Consider the following 19518-nt stretch of genomic DNA (forward strand, 5'->3'; position numbering starts at 1 on the left):
GCTAAATTCGGAGGTTTTATCAGAATCTTAGAAAAATTACCATGAGAAACAAACGTTCCTATTCCTTTAATAAACATGATTACAGAAACCGGAATCATAACAATTCCTGAAAAGAAAAAGGTTCTGTGGTGTGGTTGGGTTTTCAAAAGTACTTTTCGTTAAATTTTTGTAAATCTATTGCTTCATTCTGAAAATATTCTTTAAATCTATGGGAAATTTTCTCATATTTAAACTTTATAATAGTATATCCACTGTCAAGTGCTACAATTTCTAAAAAAGATTCGGCGATAAAAAATCGTCCTTTATCCAAACCTTTTTATCTTCAGTTGACAGTTCGGCAATCAGGTTTTTGTCTAAATCAATATTTTTTGGAACTGCAGAAATAATACCCCATATAATTTGAGTATATGATTGATAAAGTTCTTTAAACTGCTCTTGGTTCAATATAAAATAATCATGATCAAAATTAATAGGAATTGTTTCGTCAGATATAAAATCTAAGTCTGACAAAACCCAGTCGTATTCGGTTAGATCATTCCAGATTGGTTTTAAAATTTCATGTAAATTGGTATGAAACCTGATTGTTTTTGTACTCCTGATGACCCAGTTCATTTTTCATTGTTATTTAAGATAATCATTCTTTTTTTTGCTTTTATTTTTTGATTATTCTCGAGCTGATCATCCTTTTTTCCTTTGAAAAAATATTAATCTGGTAAGTTCCGGATGTCAAAAATTCTAAATTTAATTCAAGATTCTGTTGGTGGGAAAAATGATTCGAGTAGATTTTTTTCCCTGTCATATCATAGACTTCTGCCGTGACATGATCATATTTTTTGTCTAGCTGAATTGATATATTTTTAGCAAACGGATTGGGAAATACCTGATAAGAATCGGATGAAATATATTCATGGGTTCCCAGGCTTGCAGGATCATTGAAAAAATATACGGCACCGGCACTTGCACTGATGTTGTTTCCTGCCGAGTCAAAATCGTGATCAGGAGCACCTACAGCAATATTGTTATTATTGATACTCAATCCATATCCAAAACCATCATATGGGTTGGAGTCGCTATTATAGATCTTTTGTTTTTCTACCCAAAGATTGTTTTCTAACTTATATACAAACACGGCTCCTCCACCTGTAGAAAGTACATTGGTTGCTCCCGGTGCACCAATGGCAAGCGTATTGTTTTCCATTGAAATTTCTGAACCGAAATAGCCCGATCCATTACTGATCGTCTGAATATAAGTGTACTGATCTGTGGATTGATTAAATTTATAAACAGCGACAAATCTGGCGAAATATGCGGCCGTTACAAAAAGATAATCACCATTGGCATACGTGGTAAAACCAAATTGTGTCTCGCCTGCAATGGGAGAATTAACCGTCTGATTGATTTCCCAGCTATTCGTAGATGCGCTTTTTTTGTAAATATTAACCTGCCCTGCATTTGCAGTTCCATTCACAGTCTGTGTTGAAACTCCTGCAAATACTCTGTCATTATAAACATGCACATCAGCATTATAAGTAGAGATTAAAGTTTGTTTAAAATCAAATTTTTGTGTACTGTTGTTATATTCATATATATTAACATTTGATCCCTGAGAACCCACTGCTAAAGTATTGGAATCTGCGCTCATTCTGTTACCGAAATTAGTATAAGCAGTTGCTGTAGGAGGAGTGATTTTCTGAGTCTGAAACCAATTTCCGTTATTGTCTTTATTGAAAAGATAAACTGCTCCGACGCCAAAACTTGTTCCGGATTTTTTTTGCCATGAGCTTATGAATAGTTTATTATCATCGGCTAAAGCAAATTTTCTTCCAAATTCATCACTGCTTTCGCGGTCATTGGGAACGAGTTTGTTTTTCTTTACCCATGTATTGTTCAGACGTTCATAAACATAAAAACTTCCGGCTTTAAAAATGCTGTTTTGCTCATTAGCGTCATAGGTATTTCCGTAAGCGGAACTGTATAAAAAATTATTTTTCAATAACAAATCAAATCCAAAAGAATCACCACCTCTTCTCTCAATAGGGGTTAGTTTATAAGTTTGCGTCCAGCTTTGGGCTGAAAGATGAGTAAGTATCAAAAAAGAAGAAATAATAGAGAATTTTCTCATGAGTAGTATGGTTATTAAAAATTTGATTGACTGTTCTTTAATCTGTTGCAAAAATAAATATTTTTTTGATGCCACAGTTATCCTACAGTCGGAGTATCCTCTTCCTTCAGAATTTTTTTCTCTTTCATAGAAACCATCATTCTTTCACATTTGTATTTTTCCCAGTCAAATTGATTGAGAAAATCGAGGGCAGCAACAAAACCTCTGTTGAAGAGATCTTCTTTTTCTTCTTTTTTCATGAAGAAGTTGAGCCAGCTGCTCGTTCCGCAATTGACAGTCTGAATGCTGAAGAGATGATAAAATGTATGCTTGGTAAGAAAGGTTTTATCATTAAAACCTTTTAAAGTACTGATGATATTTCCGGCAAAAGATAAAGGTGATTTTAATATTTCTTCACTTGTTTTTCCTTTTTCTGAAAGAATATCGGAGTCGCTGGTTAGCTGTACCCCAAACAAAGGCATTCTCGGATAAAAAATATCTATGGAGTGGAAAAGGTCAATCGGAAAATTGGAAATGCTGCCACCATCTATAAATACTCCGACGGGATTGATGTTTTCCTGTGTGGTGTTCATCCAGTATTTCCACGCATATTTTACAGAGTCATCATCTTTATTGATAGGCTTTTGGAAGGGTTCAAAAAAGAAAGGAACCGACATTGATGCTCGTACGAATTCGGCAGGGCTGATATGTTTTAATTCTTCTTCTGACCAGTATAAATTGGCCATTGTCGGAAGTTCTACTTTTATTTTGGCATTGATATCAGTGGTGATAACAATATATTCTGATTTTAATTTGTAAAAAGGATCTTGCTTATAATATTCATTATTAACGGCGCTGTCATAGAATATCTTATATCGTACCTCATCGATGTGATCTTTGTTATTAACTCTTATTTCTTCAATGCTGTTGAGCGCAATGGCATAATATTCCATTCCGTTTCCGTAACGGTAATTGAGATGGAGATCCTTACCGGATTTTACAAACTTTTCGTTAAGTGCTGCAACTGTTTTTATTCCGAAGCTTTCCAAAACTTCTTTCATCTGATTCAAAAAGGTATTCCCCGGATTGAGTCCCGAATTGGCTTTCTTCAGGTCATTGTATAATTTTCTTAGATATAAAAAGGCAATAACAATCGGGATGATCGGAACGAGAAAAAGAAGCTTTGCCCGCAAAGTGGTCTCAGACTGAATGGCAAAAGGCGCAATCACAAGAATTCCCATAATAATCGCTGCGATGATTGCATTGGTCTTAATGAAATTCTTATTGTTAAGCATCGAATGAATAGTCGTTTTTACATACGGCTTACCATCCATGAAATCTGAAAAATCCCAGTTGAAAAGAATGTCTTTGATTGTTTCACTTTTGGCTTCTTCTTTTGTTTTGCAGGCCGCAATAAGCATAGTGTTTATCGCTCCGGCACTGGTTCCTGCGACCTTTAAAAAGCGTATTCCAAAAATTTCCAGTCCATACAGATAACCTACTAATGCACTTCCCCAAACACCGCCGCCTTCCTGTACAAACTCTATATATTGGTGTCCATGGGCATCCAGCAGATCAGAAAACTCTTTGGAGGAAATATTTTCATGGAGAGCCTGAAGTTTTACTTTAGATTCTTTAGACAGAATATTTTCTTCAAGGATTTTATTAAGAGTTTCGGTTTTCATGGTTTAGTTGTTTTGGATTTGATCATTGTGAACCGTCAGTAAAGCGATCTCATTTAAATAATTTTACGTATTACATTACTTCATTTGCTATAATGGAAACTATGATTTGACATCATAAAATTAGCAATGTTGATATTTTAAAACTACAGGGTTTTCCCCTTGATTTAATAGTAAAATTACCATTGTTTTCTTCTTGCATAGATAAAAGTACAGATAACAACAACGCCCATTAAACCTAATGTGTAAAAATAACCGTGTTTCGTATGCAGTTCGGGCATATTATCAAAGTTCATTCCGTATACACCTGCTATAAAGGTAATTGGCAAAAAGTAAACAGAGTATATTGCCAGCACTTTCATCACCTGATTGGCTTTCTGATCGGAGAGCGCCAAAAACATTGAAATCAAGTTGGTTATCTGGATATTCAAATGGTCAAAATCGGCCACCACATCTTTATGTTTGTCTTTTAAATCTACGACTTCAGAATCCTGTAACCCAAGAAGTTTAAACTTATCGATAGCATCAGTTGAAATGGTAAGGACTCTGGAATTTAAGCCGGATTTTCTTTTCAGTTTGTATAATCTGCGGATCTGGTTGGTATGGTTGGTATTCTTAAGGAAAATTTCGTTCTCGATGTTATCCATCGTTTCAAAGAGACTCACGGCTTCATCATCAAAGCTTTTCATGATCAGCAAAGAAATCATCAATGCAATTTTTTCTGCACTGGTTTCGTTCTGGCTGCAGGTAAGTTGTTTTTTGGTTTGGGCAATACTCTTGGTTTTCATCCTGTGGATGGTGATAATAGTATTGTTGATGATAAAAATACCGATTTTGGTACTGATATCACTTATGGTGTTGAGGTTTTTCCTTTCAAGCTCTGTACTTTCGCGCAAAAGGAAGAATCTTACATTTCCGTCTTCTTCATATTTGGGTAAGTGATTGGGGTCTAAGGTATCTTCCAGAAGGAGATTATTGATCTCGTATCTTTCATGAAGAAACTTTAAATCTTCTGCTGTAGGAGCTTCTACATCCACCCATTCGCATTGGGAATCTCTGTATATGGTGTTAATTGGCATACAATAAAAATAGTAATATTTTGAAATACTATGTGTTAAATAAGTTTATCTTTGCCAAAATTAAAAAAACTATATGATTAAAAGTACAATAAAAGGAATTGGATTTTATGTTCCAGATAACGTTGTTACCAATGATGATCTAGCTAAATTAATGACCACCAATGATGAATGGATCACGGAGCGAACAGGTATCAAAGAAAGAAGGCATCGGGAAAACAGAAATGATTCTCAGGAAACCAGTGCTTATCTTGGATTCAAAGCATCAGAAAAAGCGCTGGAAAAAGCGGGCTTAACAGCTAAAGATATCGACTATATTATTTTTGCCACTCTTTCTCCGGATTATTATTTTCCGGGTTGTGGAGTATTATTGCAGGATATGCTTGGGTGTGACACCATTGGCGCTCTGGATGTAAGAAACCAGTGTTCAGGGTTTGTCTATGCAATGAGTGTGGCTAATGCTTTCATTAAATCAGGGACTTATAAAAATATTCTGGTTGTCGGAGCTGAAATTCATTCTTTCGGATTGGATTTTTCAGATGCCGGCAGAGGGGTTTCCGTTATTTTTGGCGATGGAGCGGGAGCTATTGTGCTTTCTGCAACTGAAGATGAGAATGCAGGAGATATTTTAGCTGTCAATATGCATTCCGAAGGAAAATTTGCCGATGAATTATGTACGCAATTCCCAGGTTCTAAATTCGGATGGAGCGACAGAATGCGAAAAGAACCTGAAAATGTAACGGATAAGGAAGTTTACCCAATCATGAATGGAAATTTTGTTTTCAAACATGCCGTGACAAGATTTCCGGAGACTATGCAGGAGGCGCTCGATAAAGCAGGAAAAACGATTGAAGATGTTGATATGTTTATTCCGCATCAGGCAAATTTGAGAATTGCTCAGTTTGTGCAGCAGAAGTTTGGTCTGCCGGATGAAAAAATCCATAATAATATTCAGAAATATGGAAATACAACGGCGGCGTCAATTCCAATTGCTTTAAATGAGGCTATCGAACTGGGGAAAATTAAAAGAGGAGATTTGGTTCTTCTTTCTGCTTTCGGAAGTGGATTTACCTGGGGAAGTGTTCTGTTTGAATACTAAAATATTTCAATATAACTATAAGCGGATAATATTTATTATTCGCTTTTTTTATAATGTAATTTAATTATTTGTTGAGTTTTTATTTGTTAATGTGCTGTGTATGTTAAATTTATATGAAATATATCCCTGAATTTTGAATTTTTAATTATTTTTTTTATATTTTTAAACAACACTAAAACATAATAACCATAAAACTTGAGATATGAAAAAATTATCATTATCGATTATAGTTGCTTTGTCTGGATACTATAGTCAAGTGAACGCGCAAATAGGAATTAATAATGGTGCTCCTGCTTCAACGCTAGATATTACAGCCAAAAATCCAGTGGGAACGGATACAAATGTGGATGGTATCTTAATTCCTAGAGTCGATAGGCAGCGAGCACAAAGTATGGCATCCGTTCCTACGTCTACTTTGATCTATGTAAATAGTGTAGCCACCGGTACAACTGGGGGAACGGCTGTCAATATAGATGCTACAGGATATTATTATTTTAACGGAACAGTATGGATGAAACTTAATCCTTCGAGTACTCCGAATTCTGTAGTCAATATTTATAACTCTGACGGAACACTTACTGATAACAGAATAGTAACACAGGGTAGTAATACATTATCATTTGTTGGAACTGCCGCAAATGCTTTTTCTGTTGATGGAAGTACATTTTCTGTAGATGCTGCAAATGATAGAGTAGGAGTTGGAACTATTGCGCCAACCGTAAAATTGCAGGTGCAGGGTAGCCAACTCTTAAATGCAGCTCTTACAGGAGCAGCAACGAAGAATGCTTTGGATATCAATGTTGGTCAAGATGGCTTCGGATATGGTAACCGCGCCGATAATTACGGAATCAATATGAAATCTTCATCTTCTATTTTTCCGGGGACAATTTCTCGTATTAATTTTGGAGATACAAGTACAGGAACAGCTGTAGGGCCTCGATATATGTCTTTTAGTGTAGGGATTACTCCCAATGAGCTAATGTATCTCACAGATGCTAATGCCGGGCGAGTTGGTATAGGAACTGTTTCGCCTGCATCCAGATTTCATGTAGATGGAGGTGAGTCTCGTTTTAGTAATACAACTTCTGCCTGGGCTTTGGCTCCTTCTACAGGAGGCACAACAGGTGCCTCAAATTCTTTTGAAGTTGTTGACCGGGTGAATAATGTACGAAGAATGGTGTTTAATGACAATGGAGACATGTCATTAGGAGGTACTATTGTGAATAATTCAGCAGGTGGGGTCATTTCTATAAGGTCTGGAAATGTGGGAATCGGGACGGCTTCTCCTTCTAATATATTGCATGTAAATGCTACCAATCCTGTTAGGCTGGAAGGTCTTCAGGTTTCTTCAGGATCCGCAGGTACACTGGCTGTTAACAGCACCGGGGTCGTACAATTAAGAAACTCCTCAAGTATAAGTGCAGTGAGAGCGACAGGAAATATTACAATAACGGTCAATAATACTTTTACAAATATTGCCACAGCAGCAGAAACATTTGATAACTTAAATGAGTTTGCAGGCAATACTTTTACAGCGGCGGCTACAGGTCTTTATAAAGTAGATTTTCAAATTGTTTATCCTCAGAGAGGGAATACTGAAGATGGAGGAGACGGATATATGGCGTATGCCAGAATCAGTTTGAATGGTAGTGCATATGGTAATTTACAATCTTCAAAAGTACCGTTACCTGAGGTGAGTGGAGCTCCGTCATCAATTTCTGTGACGAATTCGGCTTTAGTTAAAATGAATGCCGGAAATACATTGACTTTTGATGGACTTACGTTTGGTTCTACACCAAATACAACGAATATAATTGCTCCTTTTGTCCTCAGTATTGTAAGAATAGACTAATCTGAATTAGTTCTTTAAAATAGAAAAGACGAATCAAGGATTCGTCTTTTCTATTTTAAATTTAGTATAGCTTATAAGCTTTGTAATAATTTTTCAGTATCAGAAGAATCCTGTCCTGTAGTTTTTGCCAGCTGGACCGATTTCTCAGCCCAAAGTTTAGCATTTTTCTTGTCACCGATTTTGTTGTAAAGATTCGCTAAAGTATCTGTATTCGCGAAATTTTCATTTTTCTTTACAGATTCCTGAGCCCAAGTTACAGCTTTTTCCAATGATGATTTGTTGCTCACATTTTCAAAGTAATTCCACGCCAGTGAATTTAATTCTTCAGAACTTGCCGAAGAAGGATCTTTGTAAAGCTCCAGTGTTAATTTCTCATAAGTTGGAATATCTTTATTCTTTAAGGCTCTGCTGGATTTCGCTCTTTTTAATAGTTTTTCAGCTTCATCTTTAGATAAGAATTTTGTTGATTCGGTTATGAAATAGCTGTCATTCCATATTTTTGTGTCTGCGTTATATGATTTTTTAACAATTGTATTTAATTTAATATTCTTGTCAATTGCCTCATATTTTTCAGCGGGAAGAATTTTGATAATCTCTGCTTTCTTGTTTTGGAAAATTTTGTATAAAGCACTTTCGCTGCTTTGAGTTCCGGCAAGTAAAATCTGAATATCCTCCTGATCTAGATTGGTTTTACCATTGAAATAACGTTCCAGAACTTTTCCTGCAAATTCGGCATCATTATAAATAGTAAGACCCGCCAGATTTTTCAAAAATTCAGGATCCTTTTCCCCGCTTTCGAATTTCTGCTTTAAAGCCGCTAATCTTTTATTGGGATCTCCGGCATCTTTTGCAAACTGAATAAAATCTGCTTCTTCCACATAGCCCAGAGTTCGGTGTACTTCTTCACCGTCTCCGTTGATGAAAAGATAAGTAGGGAAGGCTTTTACATTATATTTTTTTGCCAGACCTATTCCTTCACCTTTTTCCATATCAATTTTAGCATTGATGAAGTGACTGTTGTAATAATCTCCGACAGACTGTAAAGGGAAAATATTTTTCACCATCAGTTTACACGGGCCACACCATGAAGCGTAGGCATCTACAAATACCAGTTTGTTTTCTTTTTTTGCTTTCGCCAGAATAGCGGTAAAATTACTGTCTTCAAATTTAATCCCCTGAGCGAATGCCCAGGCACCAATAAATAATGAAGAAAATATAGCTAATTTTTTCATAAATACTTTTTATTGATTACAAATGTAATAATTATGTTAACACATAAGTCGGAAGAATAGAAAAATAGTTACTAAAAAATTATAAGGAAAATTTATTATTTATTGCATGTTTTTAAAATGAACTAATAATTAAAATTTGATTTAAAAAATTAATTACATTAATTATATTTTAATAAAATGTAAAATATCCTTAGTTTTGTAAAAAACAAAAAAGACACCTGTGAAAATGATGAATTATTATAAAATCAAAATAATAATTTGTTAATTTATGTCTAAAAGTCTTCTGGGTTTTGTGATTTTTATAATCACGACAGTCAATATTCCTGCACAGAAAAAACTTGGTTTCGATGAACTTTACGAGACAACCATTGCTGAAAAATTTCAAAAAAATTATCCTGCAGCATTAAAAAAAGCTGATTCTCTTTATAAATCTTCCCGACAGCCTTTGGATAAGATCAAAAGTCTTATGCTTTCTGCCAATCTTTATCAGCAGATCGGTGACTTTAAAAAATCGATATGCTACGCCGAAAATGCCAATTCATTAATTGATGAGGCTGACGATATGGAGTGGTCATCGCAGGTTGCGTGGTTTCTTGCGGTTCAGTACAGATTGGTTGCTCTTTTTGAGAGATCTAAAAAGTATACTTTAAAAAGTTTTGAATTTGCCCGAAAAATAAAAGACCCTCAACAGCAACATAAAATAGAAGGTTTACTAAATCAGGAACTGGCATATTATGAAATTCAGTCCGGTAGCCCTCAAAGAGCTATTGACTATATAAATGCATCATTAGTTTTTTTTGAAAAAGCAGATACACAGGACTATAAATTACTCACGGCAGCTTCCAATCAGATTCTGGGAGATATTTATTTTAGACTTAATCATTATGAAACCGCAGAAGGTTATTATAAGAAGTCTGAAGCGCTTATAGAACAGCCATCCCGTATTCTGGCTCTTAATTATAATGGTTTGGGTGGAATAAGACTGAAACAGAAACAATGGAGTGATGCACAGTTTTATTTAAACAAAGCTGAAGATATTGCGGAAAAATTTATTGGTCATCTGGATCTTAAAAAAGCCATCTATGCGAATATTAATGATTATTATGAAGCGACGGATGATTCTGAAAAAGCCTCCATTTACACGAGAAAATACATGAAGGCTTATGACGACCTGAATGCTAAAAGTAAAATCTTAAACCCTCAGAATATTGATGATCAGGATAAATTTCATGAACGCATCGTAGAAATGAGTGTCGCCAAGAATGTTACAATTATTATTTTATGTTCCGGAATTATTGGATTACTGATATTTTTCAGACGAAAGCAGAAAAAGCAACATTCAAAGTTCAAAAGTATTATCAGAAGTCAGCAGATTTTATCAGATCCTAAAAATGATACGGCAAAACCGAAGTCTGATCACGATTTTTCTAATATTTCCGTTGAAGAAGTGGATGACAGAAATCAGGATGTCAAAAAACGCAACGAATCGCTGATGACCTCTGAAACTGAAACCAAGCTTTTGGAACATCTTAATGAATTTGAAAAAGGAGCATTATATAATAACAAAAATATGTCACTTCCTTTTCTGGCAGGGGAGCTGAATACTAATACAAAATATCTTTCCTATGTTATCAATCAGCATAAAAGCTCAGATTTTAAAACGTACATCAACCGGTTAAGGATTAATTATATTGTCGATAAACTTATTAATGACGAAAAATACCGTCAATATAAGATCAGTATTCTTGCTGATGAATGTGGTTTTTCTTCCCACAGCAAATTTGCATCTGTCTTTAAAGCAGTAACAGATTTTTCACCTTCCGCCTATATAAAACACCTTGACTCTGAAAATCAGACAGATAAAAATGTTCATTTTCAGGAAAATAATTAAATCATTTGAAATATTAACTACTCATTCTTTTCATTTTCCTGAAAATGGCTAACCATTTGTTTTATGTAAGGTGGTCACTTCCATATATTTGCACCAGTTTTATGAGATAGATATCCATACTGCAGTTAGTCACATTTTTTCCGGGAAATTTTGTTCTACTTCTATAAAGCTCACCTAAACACTAAAACTAAAAGCTACTAATCGGTATAAAGTATTTTGAGAAAAATATTTTACACTAAACCATGAAATCATTAAAATTAGTAACAAATTAAACGGATGAGAACAACTTTAACAGTCGTTATGGCATCTGTATTATCTAATCTTGCCCTGGCGCAGATAGGAATCAATACAGCTGAACCTATAGCGAGTCTGGATGTCTCTGCAAAAAAGAGAGACGGATCCACAGCGGAAGGTATTTTGCCCCCGAGACTCACAGGAGATCAATTGAGAGCAGGAGATGCCAAATACTCAAGTATGCATGCAGGAACTGTAGTATACGTAACCGCTCCGGTAGGTTCGGTGACCACCAAAACTACCAACATCACTTCAGCAGGGCTTTATTATTTCGATGGAGATATGTGGCAAAAAATGATGCAGGGTGATCCTAAAACCTTAACCCATACCACTGCCGGTGATATCAAGAATTCTGTGAAAGCAGCCGATCATGACGGATGGTATCTGCTTAACGGAAGAAGTGTCTCCACTTTACCGACAGAGGCACAGTCATTGGCAACAAGTCTTGGGTTTACGGATAGTTTACCAGATGCAACAGATAGGGTTCTAAAAACAAAAAGTGGTACAGAAATGCTGGGAAGTGAAGGGGGAGAAAATTTATTAACGCTTACAAGATCGAATCTTCCTAATATCAGTCTGGTAGGAGTGATTAACGGGATGGCAGAAAGCGGAGGTGCGCATTCCCATGCTGCGGGACAGGGAGGCTTCCTTTTAGGAGGTACTACGGTTGGAAACAACGGTTCCGGAAATTATCAGGGAAACAGTACTCCTACCTCATGGGGAGGTGTGGGTATTCTCTCTAATACGGCAACAGGAGGTGCACATACGCACTCTTTATCGGGGACGACAACGGTTCCTACAGGAGGTAGCGGGGCTGCTTTGGATAACAGATCTGCTTATCTGGTGGTTAATACTTTTATTTATTTAGGTCAATAACTATTCATGTTTATAAAAGCATAATCGGGAAGGTTGCCCGGTTTTTTTCAAGTCAAGTTTTTTTAAGTGCAAAACCGCAGAATTTCTGCGGTTTTGTTTTATTTTGCTTTTGTACTGTCTGTTTTTATTTTTGCTGTATCAGCAGTAGAAGACTGTTCCGAATTGGCAACTGCAGAATCTCCCATATCATTTCTCATCGCACTTTTGTCATGCTCATCTTTAAATTCTTCTCTGTTTTCCTTTTTATCAGCACAGCTTCCTAAAAAAAATAAGCCAATAACAGCTCCTATCCATAATTTTTTCATAGTAATTTCTTTTAATGTTTAGTATTAATCAAATATAATGAATATTAAGATAAAAGATAAAAGATAAAAGATAAAAGATAAAAGATAAAAGATAAAAGATAAAAGATCTTGAATAAATTTCCAATTCCAAAGAGAGCCACAAAGTGGCGACTTAAAATAGGGTAGGATACAACTCTAACAAATCAAAATATTCACAAGCAAAAGCGATCAACAAGCAACTAAATAAAAAAATTCTCAGCGCTTTCATCTGAGAATTTTCCATTTTTAAGTTAGACCATTTTTTATCTGGTTGCAGGAGGTGTAGAAGCGGAATCTTTAATCTTGATACTATCAGGATTTGTAGTGGTAGTGGTAACAGTATCCGTGGTTGTAGGTGGTACACTTTGTACTGAACTATCTACTGCCGCTGAATCTGTACTGTTTTTTGACATTGATGATTCCTTTGTTCCGCAACTCACGGCGAATATTCCTATGAGGGTAGCTATTAACAATGACTTTTTCATAATCTTATATTTTGTTGTTAGTGTGTAAGTAAAAGTTCAATAATTATTCCGAAATAGGTTTTGTAATTACTAAAATATCAATAAAATAGTTTAAAATGTGTTAATTTTCAAATATTTATGTTGAAATTTTAAAAATTAAAATAATAAAACCATTTGAATTAAGGTAGAATGAAATCCTGTTTAATAATAGACGCAATAAAAACATTTACTTTGTTTAGGCAAGCTCAATAGAAGTCCGTTTCGCTCCCTGCAATAACTGCAACCCTCAATCATAACAATCCTCCATAAAATAAAAGCCCCGAAACCAAAATTTCGGGGCTGTATTTATCAATGAACAACAATTACTCATTGCCCATTATTCATTACTTATTAACCAAGATACGGATATTTGTAATCTTTAGGAGAAACAAAGGTTTCTTTGATACTTCTTACAGAGGTCCATCTTAGTAAATTCATTTTAGAACCTGCTTTATCATTAGTTCCTGAAGCTCTACCACCACCGAAAGGCTGCTGACCTACAACGGCACCCGTTGGCTTGTCATTGATATAGAAGTTTCCAGACGCATTTTCCAATGCTTTGAAAGCTTCATTTACAGCATAACGATCTTGTGCGAACACAGAACCTGTTAATGAATAAGGAGAAGAAGAATCTACAACTTTTAATGTTTCTGCCCAATCTTTATCTTCGTAAACGAAAACAGATAAGATAGGTCCGAAGATTTCTTCCACCATACTTTCGTATTGAGGGTTTGTCGTTTCGATAACAGTAGGGTTAACAAACCAACCTTTAGAATCATCAACTTTTCCACCGATCACAACGTTTGCTTCACTTGACGCATTCGCTCTGTCGATATATCCTTTACATTTTTCAAAAGAATTTTTGTCGATTACCGCATTCACGAAGTTTGAAGGATCTTCCGGAGAACCGATTTTTATAGAAGCGATCTGAGTTTCCATTACTTTTTTCACATCAGCCCAAAGAGACTGAGGAATATAAGCTCTTGAAGCCGCAGAACATTTTTGTCCCTGGTATTCAAAAGAACCTCTTACCAAAGCAGTAGCTACTGCTTCTACATTGGCAGACGGGTGAGCGATAACGAAATCTTTTCCACCAGTTTCTCCAACAATTCTTGGATAAGTTCTGTAATTGTGAATATTGTCACCGATCATTTTCCACATTCCCTGGAAAACTTTTGTAGAACCTGTAAAGTGAAGTCCTGCAAAATCTCTGTGTGCTAAAACTTTCTCAGCAGTTTCTTTTCCATCCGTGAAAATCATATTGATTACCCCTTTTGGAAGACCAGCTTCTGTTAAAACATCCATGATCACTTTTGCAGAATAAACCTGCTTGTCAGACGGCTTCCAAACCACTACGTTTCCAAGCATTGCCATACAAGTTGGTAAATTTCCTGAAATCGCTGTAAAGTTGAACGGAGTTACGGCAAAACAAAAACCTTCTAATGGTCTGTATTCAACTCTGTTCCAGATTCCAGCATCAGAAACCGGCTGCTCAGAATACATTTCTGTCATAAACTCTACGTTGAATCTTAAGAAATCGATAAATTCACAAGCGGCATCAATTTCAGCCTGGTGAACATTTTTCGATTGTCCGATCATGGTAGCCGCGTTGATCACATCTCTGTAAGGTCCCGCTAATAAATCAGCAGCTTTTAAGAAAATTGCTGCACGGTGTTCCCAACCTAGCTCATTCCATTCTTTTTTTGCAGCCAATGCAGCGTTGATAGCGTCATCTACGTGTTGCATTGTTCCTCTGTGATAGAAACCGAAATCATGCGCATGGTCCTGAGGAGACTGAAGCTGAACAGTATCACCCGTTTTTACTTCTTCACCATTGATTACCATTGGGATTTCTATTTTTTCAGCCCACATTTTTTTGTATTGAGCGATAAGGCTTTTTACTTCTGGAGTTCCCGGTGCGTAAGAATTTACCGGTTCATTTACTGCAAATGGTACTTGCGAAATTGCTTTTGACATATTACGTTGTATTATTTTTTAATTTGCTAATGATACAAATTTACAACATTTAATTTGGACAAAAAATCGATAGAGACTATTTACATCTTTTCGTTTTCTAATATTTTGAGTACCAGTTTTTCTTCCTGTGTAAGGTCTGCTTTGCCGTCATTTTCTTCTATTTTTTCCAATTCATCAAGATATTTTTTGATAGAATTATTTTCATAAAGATTGATGACTAATGGATGAACATAATATTTTCTGCAAACGGTACTCGTATTTCCGAGATGAGAAGCCACCATTTCTAAGGCTTCTTTTACCTTTCTTTTGTATTCGGTATTGTTTTCGGCATAACCTATTTCTTTAAAAGCGATCAATGCATTTACAGTTCCGGACCAGGTTCTGAAATCTTTTGCCGTAAAATCTTCACCGCTTATTTCTTTTATGTAATCATTCACCATCCCCGAATCTATTGAATGACGGTGTCCTTCTTCATCAACAAACTGAAAGAGTTCTTTCCCGGGAATATCTTTGCATTTCTGAACCAGCCTTGAAAGCCTTCTGCTTTTAAGATCTATATTATGCATAATTCCTTTTTTGCCTTTAAACGAAAAGGTCATCTTTTGCCCTTTAATTTTTACGTGTTTATCCTTTAGAGTGGTTAGTCCGAAAGAACCGTAAAGTTTTTCATAGGCATTATTTCCTATTCTGATGTTGGTTCGTTGCATCAGACTCACAATAAGAGCTAAAATCTTTCTTTTTTCGAAATTACGTAAGGCAAGATCCTGCTCAATATGCAGACGTATTTCGGGCAAAGCATAGCCAAACTGAAGCATTCTGTAAAATTTCGTATGATTTCTCAAGGCACTCCATAGCGGATGATAGCGGTATTGCTTTCTCTTTTTAGCATCAAAACCGGTAGCCTGCAGATGTCCGTTATCCAAAGCACAGATCCATACATTTTCCCATGCGGGAGGAATGACCAGTCCGTTGATTCTTTTAATTTCGTCTTTATCTTTGATTTTTTCTCCGTCTTTGAAATAGGAGTACTTTTTGCCTCGTTTTTTTCGGATAATACCCGCAGATTCTGCATCGGACGTGTAAATAAGATTTACCGCCCTTGCAGAAGCCTCCGGATCTTTCATAATTTTTACAATCTTAGAAGGTCTGAGGTGAGAAATAATGTCTAAGTCTGAATTATCCATAAGTTTTGGTTAAGAGTTCTTACCCCTTGAAAATAGCCATAAAATAACAGCTATTACGCCTACCACTAAAATAATTCCCCACCACATTCCTGCTTTAAAGATTGTTTCTACTGCTTCACAACTTGTCAATAATAGTAAACTGAATATTGTAATACTATATAAGCTCAATTTTTTCATGATAATTTATTTTTTGGTGTTTATTATTTTAAATTCTGTGTCGGTCAGGTCGCCAGTTTTTAATTGATCTTTTGATAAGATCTCCAGAAAAGTCTTCGTGGAGTGCTTTATATAAAAGATCTTTAAACTCATCATCATGAGCGAATCTCAATGCTGCAATCTGATCAAATTTCAGTTTTTCCTCTACTTCATCAGATCGCTGACTGAAAATTTCAAAATATCTTTGTTTGAATTCAAGTCTTACCAATCGGTTTTGAAGTCCCAATGCATAATGCTGTCTGACCATAATTGCCAAATAGAAAATCAGAAAAATAACAACAGAAAATAAAATCCAGTTCAACTGATTCTGTACATCATTGAATATTTTATAGATCCCAAAAATATCTGACAGAATTAAAATAGGGAGATAAATAAAATGATGAGGCGGATAAAACTTCCTGTGATTTTTATAATTCTGGCTTTCCATGAAATATATACTACAATAATCTTTCCAAAACTTTAAATTTTTAATAATAAATGATCTTTGTGGTACTTATTAACGTTTTGTTTTGCCTAAATAAATGAAAAATTTGTATTTGGTTAATTGTTGATTTTTAAGAGATTAGCAGTCATTGAATTTTATTTATTGTATGTGTTGAAGTCTTTGTATGAAAACTCTAAAAAAACTAAATAAGCAATAAAAAAATACTGTTTACAGATGCGGTACCGAGGGTTGAAAATATTTTAAAGCTGCTTTTATGAACGATGAAATTTAAATAAATTTTAACCATAACAAGTGTAAAAAACTCATCAGAATTCATTTCCGGACCTCAAAAAATTCGTAACTTCACCTCTTTAAAAAATTATTGAAAAATGACTTCAAAGGAAAAAGTAGCTGCGCTTCGTGAAGAAATGCAGAAAAATAATGTTGATGCATTTATAGTATATTCTGCAGATCCGCACATGAGTGAATATCTGCCGGAAGAATGGCAGGAAAGATCTTGGCTATCGGGGTTTTTGGGCTCTGCGGGATTTGTGGTTGTTACAAAAGATAAGGCCGGACTTTGGACAGACGGAAGATATTTTACACAGGCTGCCATTGAATTGGAGGGTTCAGGAATTGATCTTTTTAAAGATGGAATGGAAGGAACTCCTAATTATATCGACTGGATTATCTCAGAAATTCCTTCAAATGGTAAAGTAGCCGTAAATGCTGTTGCTACAGCCCATGCAAACTGGGAACTTTTAACTCAAAAATTAAATTCAAAAAATATAACACTTGTTGACAATCCTCTTCTGAAGCAAATCTGGACGGAAAGGGGAACACCTTCAAAAAATCCTATTTTCGTACATCCTGTAGAAAGAGCAGGAAAGTCTGTTACAGATAAAATTTCTGCTATTCGCCAGAAAATGGAAGATCAGGAAGCTACCGTTCATATTATTTCAAGTCTGGATGATGTGGCGTGGACTTTAAATCTGAGAGGAAGTGATGTACAGAGCAATCCTGTATTTTTAGGATATATCATCATTACTAAAAATGACGCTATCCTGTTCACGGATCTTGAAAAATTAGAAGTGGAAGCAAGAAAGCAGATGGACGATTCTTTTGTCAAAATGATGCCTTATGAAGAATTTTATAATCATTTAAAAGTATTTAAAAACGAAAAAGTTCTGGTTTCTCCAAACAGCAATCAGTCTGTTTTTGAAGCTTTAAAATCAGATAATGAATTCATCAAAGCTCCGGTTCCGGGGAATTTAATGAAAGCTCAGAAAAATGAAACCGAACTTGAAGGTTTCAGAAAAGTGATGGTGAGAGATGGTGTTGCTATGGTAAAATTCCTGTACTGGTTAACGCACAATGCCGGAAAAGAGGCCATGAATGAGTTTTCTATCGGTGAAAAACTGAGAGGTTTCCGTGCAGAAGGTGAAAACTTTGTGGGCGAAAGCTTCGGAAGTATCGTCGGATATAAAGATAATGGTGCGATTATGCATTATTCGGCAAAAAGCGAAGGTAGCAAAGAGGTAACTAACGATGCAAGTATTCTGGTAGACTCCGGAGGTCAGTACTTGGAGGGAACAACGGATATTACAAGAACATTGGCTCTGGGAGCTGTTTCTGATGATTTTAAAAGAAATTCAACATTAGTTCTTCAGGGGCTCATCCGTTTATCGATGGTGAAATTCCCGAAAGGAACAAAAGGTGTTCATCTGGATGCTATTGCAAGACTTCCGCTATGGATGGAGGGGAAAGATTTCAATCATGGAACCGGCCACGGAGTTGGAAGCTTCATGAACGTTCATGAAGGTCCTCAAAATATCAGAAAAGATATGAATCCACAGGATCTTTTAGTAGGAATGGTATGTTCAAATGAACCGGGTTATTATTTGGAAGGTGATTACGGAATCCGTCATGAAAACTTAATTGCAGTAAAAGAAGCTGAAAAAACAATCCACGGAACATTCTATGAGTTTGAAACGCTGACATTCTGCCCATTCTTTAAAGATACGATCGTAAAAGAAATTCTTTCTGAAAAAGAAATCGAGTGGCTGAACGCTTATCACAAAACATGTGAAGAAAAAATAGGTCCGCATCTTGATGGAGAAGTTAAAGAGTGGTTCCAGGAATTGGTAAGTCCACTTTAATGCTTGGTTTAATCAGATAAAACTGTTCGTCAATTCGGGAACTTTAATTATTTCTTGAGATAATGTTTCCAAGTATACCTGTTAGACGAGTGTCACAAAACGAAAAAAGCTTTGTAGGTAATACTGCAAAGCTTTTTTTATTGTACAACCGTATTTTTACGGATAAAACTTTAGGGTTTATCCTGAGATAATGAATTGAGGTTCAGATTATCTTTGTATCAACAAAAAAGCACACAAATCATTCTTCATATACAACTTAGTAAATTCAAAGCAGTAGAATCACCTCAGAAACGAGGTGATTTTACTTTTAGCTTCATAGAGACAATATCACAAATAGATTGTCATTAGCGGTTATTTTTCTGTGTTAGGATTTTTTCATAATGGTGGCAGATGAATAAGTAGGGCATTTCCAAACCTCATAGGTTTTAAAAACCTATGAGGTTTGGATTTTAAGACAGATTTTAAATAAGAGATCGTGATGCTAGCCCCGATCGCAGCATTTGTCTGAGCTCATTTGAGAAGTGTGGGGGGGGGGGGGGGGGGGCGCCCCCGCAAAAAAAAAAAAAAAAAAAAAAAGGGGGGGGGGGGGGGGGGGGGGAGTAGGTTTTTTTATTATGTTTGTTAAAATA

Annotated in this window: 15 protein-coding genes; 5 read left to right on the plus strand and 10 right to left on the minus strand. The window is 35.7% G+C overall.

The features are described from left to right. Positions 1-270 precede the first annotated feature (270 nt). The 4 genes from M2373_RS21660 to M2373_RS21675 all read right to left on the minus strand — a co-directional run bounded on the left by M2373_RS21660 (position 271) and on the right by M2373_RS21675 (position 4862). Positions 271-612 carry a hypothetical protein gene (locus M2373_RS21660; protein ID WP_259113456.1) on the minus strand — a complete coding sequence of 114 codons (342 nt, stop codon included), beginning with the start codon at positions 610-612 and terminating at the stop codon, positions 271-273. A gap of 40 nt (positions 613-652) precedes the next feature. Next, the gene (locus M2373_RS21665) at positions 653-2122 is read right to left on the minus strand and encodes an FG-GAP repeat protein (RefSeq protein WP_259113458.1); all 1470 of its coding nucleotides are present in this window, start codon (positions 2120-2122) and stop codon (positions 653-655) included. A gap of 77 nt (positions 2123-2199) precedes the next feature. Then, positions 2200-3786 carry a patatin-like phospholipase family protein gene (locus M2373_RS21670; protein WP_259113460.1) on the minus strand — a complete coding sequence of 529 codons (1587 nt, stop codon included), beginning with the start codon at positions 3784-3786 and terminating at the stop codon, positions 2200-2202. A 176-nt stretch (positions 3787-3962) separates the two neighbouring features. Beyond that, positions 3963-4862 (minus strand): CorA family divalent cation transporter, encoded by a 900-nt coding sequence (locus tag M2373_RS21675; protein WP_259113462.1) that lies wholly within the window; start codon positions 4860-4862, stop codon positions 3963-3965. A gap of 73 nt (positions 4863-4935) precedes the next feature. On the opposite strand from M2373_RS21675, the gene M2373_RS21680 reads away from it, so the two are divergent. Together M2373_RS21680 and M2373_RS21685 are read left to right on the plus strand one after the other, a co-directional pair. Then, positions 4936-5958: a 3-oxoacyl-ACP synthase III family protein gene (locus tag M2373_RS21680; protein ID WP_259113463.1), complete on the plus strand. Its 1023-nt coding sequence runs from the start codon at positions 4936-4938 to the stop codon at positions 5956-5958. A 202-nt stretch (positions 5959-6160) separates the two neighbouring features. After that, the gene (locus M2373_RS21685; protein WP_259113464.1) at positions 6161-7810 is read left to right on the plus strand and encodes a hypothetical protein; all 1650 of its coding nucleotides are present in this window, start codon (positions 6161-6163) and stop codon (positions 7808-7810) included. Positions 7811-7881: 71 nt separating this feature from the next. Here M2373_RS21685 and M2373_RS21690 read toward each other — a convergent pair whose 3' ends face one another. Next, entirely contained in the window at positions 7882-9042 is a 1161-nt protein-coding gene (locus tag M2373_RS21690; RefSeq protein ID WP_259113466.1) for a thioredoxin fold domain-containing protein, read from the minus strand. A gap of 268 nt (positions 9043-9310) precedes the next feature. Between M2373_RS21690 and M2373_RS21695 the strand changes: the two genes are divergently transcribed. Together M2373_RS21695 and M2373_RS21700 are read left to right on the plus strand one after the other, a co-directional pair. Beyond that, complete coding sequence (locus M2373_RS21695; protein WP_259113467.1) at positions 9311-10933, plus strand: helix-turn-helix domain-containing protein; 1623 nt, start codon at positions 9311-9313, stop codon at positions 10931-10933. Positions 10934-11209: 276 nt separating this feature from the next. Next, positions 11210-12103: a hypothetical protein gene (locus M2373_RS21700; protein ID WP_259113469.1), complete on the plus strand. Its 894-nt coding sequence runs from the start codon at positions 11210-11212 to the stop codon at positions 12101-12103. A gap of 98 nt (positions 12104-12201) precedes the next feature. Here the strand turns inward: M2373_RS21700 and M2373_RS21705 are convergent, their stop codons facing one another. The 5 genes from M2373_RS21705 to M2373_RS21725 form a co-directional block, all read right to left on the minus strand. Then, on the minus strand, positions 12202-12408 hold the full coding sequence (locus M2373_RS21705; RefSeq protein WP_259113470.1) for a hypothetical protein: 207 nt from the start codon (positions 12406-12408) through the stop codon (positions 12202-12204). A 281-nt stretch (positions 12409-12689) separates the two neighbouring features. Then, entirely contained in the window at positions 12690-12911 is a 222-nt protein-coding gene (locus tag M2373_RS21710) for a cytochrome C551 (RefSeq protein ID WP_259113472.1), read from the minus strand. A gap of 369 nt (positions 12912-13280) precedes the next feature. Beyond that, positions 13281-14906, minus strand: a complete 1626-nt coding sequence (pruA, locus tag M2373_RS21715) for an L-glutamate gamma-semialdehyde dehydrogenase (RefSeq protein ID WP_259113473.1) — start codon at positions 14904-14906, stop codon at positions 13281-13283. A gap of 80 nt (positions 14907-14986) precedes the next feature. Continuing rightward, complete coding sequence (locus M2373_RS21720) at positions 14987-16090, minus strand: DNA topoisomerase IB (RefSeq protein ID WP_259113475.1); 1104 nt, start codon at positions 16088-16090, stop codon at positions 14987-14989. A gap of 205 nt (positions 16091-16295) precedes the next feature. Beyond that, complete coding sequence (locus M2373_RS21725) at positions 16296-16733, minus strand: DUF6526 family protein (RefSeq protein WP_259113476.1); 438 nt, start codon at positions 16731-16733, stop codon at positions 16296-16298. Between the two features lie 386 nt (positions 16734-17119). On the opposite strand from M2373_RS21725, the gene M2373_RS21730 reads away from it, so the two are divergent. Further along, positions 17120-18889, plus strand: a complete 1770-nt coding sequence (locus M2373_RS21730) for an aminopeptidase P family protein (protein ID WP_259113478.1) — start codon at positions 17120-17122, stop codon at positions 18887-18889. Positions 18890-19518 lie beyond the last annotated feature (629 nt).

This window comes from Chryseobacterium sp. JUb7 (genome assembly GCF_024806495.1).
Taxonomy (GTDB): Bacteria; Bacteroidota; Bacteroidia; order Flavobacteriales; family Weeksellaceae; genus Chryseobacterium.